General features: G+C 40.8%; 1 protein-coding gene. It reads right to left on the bottom strand.

Translation table 11 applies throughout. From position 1 onward, the window contains the following. Window positions 1-562: 562 nt before the first annotated feature. The gene (locus tag PX481_RS07810; protein WP_002760965.1) at window positions 563-1,354 is read right to left on the bottom strand and encodes an HpsJ family protein; all 792 of its coding nucleotides are present in this window, start codon (window positions 1,352-1,354) and stop codon (window positions 563-565) included. Window positions 1,355-1,513: the final 159 nt, after the last annotated feature.

Here is a 1,513-nt window from a genome sequence, read left to right as displayed (position 1 = left end):
TTAAAATAAAGCTTTTGACCTGTTAAAGTCCGATGTTCATGCTGCGAAAATAGGATTGGGACGTTCAAAAACCTTGCATTATCCTTCTTGTAGTACATCGCTTGGTACAAAAAACAAGGGCAACAAAGCCTAAAACGACCGGCTCCTGACGACCGGCTACTGACTCCTACCCCCAGGAAAAACTTTTTCAGCAGACCCTATTTATTCTTGCCACTTCCTAATTCATAATTCATAATTCCCGCTCCCCCGCTCTCCCGCTCCCCTATACCTTTTAAACAGGATTTAGTATTAGAGGTTTAATCAATAAAAGGGCATCAGCAAATGATGCCCTGTGGCTGAATATTTAAGTATGGTCATTTCAATTAAAATTGAGAATATCAATCCCAGAGTTCATAAGGGTTTTGTCGGTCTAGAGTGTCTCAGACTTATCTGAAATGACTATAGTTACAGATTTGATCCTAAGGATGAAGTATGCTCTTGTGTGCGCTCGTCTCCTGACTCGGAGAATTCTGACTCCCGAAAACGAAAACTTTATACTTCATCATTAAGATAAATCCCCTGCTTAGGCAGTGCGTTTTTTCATACTACCTAGTTCTCGAATGCCTAACCAACCGATCAAACTATAGCAAATCGATAGCAACATACTTTGAATACCAATTCTTAACCACTGTTTCAAAGCCTCTAAGTTAGCTTGGCTTTCTGCCTGTTTTCGTCGATCTTGCAGCTGAGTTTGTAGCTGATTTTTGATCTCATCTAATCGCTGTTTAAACTCCTTCGGTTTTTTGGATAAATCCCGTAAATTAGTTAATTGTTCTCTTTGTTGGCGGAGGGTCTGTAACTGTTCCGTGTTGATCGGTTGTCCTTGGAAACGACCAGTTTCAATCACTTGAGTTCTCTGAGATATCTGCTGTTCTAATAGTTGGGGATTTTGCGATAGAGTATTTAACTGGGCTAAGAAAGCCTGAATTTGTCCCTCTCCTTGGTCAACACCCTGTTCAATTTGAGTCAAAGCGTTGTTTTTAATCTGGTTGATATTATTGATATGAACAGGAATCATCAACAGAAAAACTAAGCCTAACAGTGTGGAAAGAATAAAGATCGGCCAACGCAATTCAAACCGAGATTTTCTAGGAATGACATCTCTATTGTTAGCGTCAATCCAGTAAGCGATTAAAACGAGAACGATACCCAGAAGAGGAACAATTCCTCGATCGACAAAGGTGGTGACGAAACCTACCTGCCATTGGGATTGATTAAATCGATAGGGCAGCGGCAGGATAAACCCATCCAAAAGGAAGGAAATAATGAAAACCAATCCCGCTAATTTCAGGGACAAAGAAGTAAAGCTGTTCATCGAAAAAATGGGTCTGAAACCCCGCCCTTTAGCGATAGCGGAGGGCGGCTTTATATGAGTTAGCGAGAAACAATTAAACCGTTAGAACGACGAATTAACTGAATCTTGCTAACAGCTATCTGTCCCAATCGTTGACCATTGGTATCGCTTACAGATAGC

It is taken from the genome of Microcystis sp. M53603_WE2, from assembly GCF_030065435.1.
This window is presented reverse-complemented; position numbering and strand designations above follow the sequence as displayed.

Coding starts and splice junctions, on each gene's coding strand:
- PX481_RS07810 (WP_002760965.1), bottom strand. CDS start 1,354: ATGAACAGCTTTACTTCTTTGTCCCTGAAATTAGCGGGATTGGTTTTC.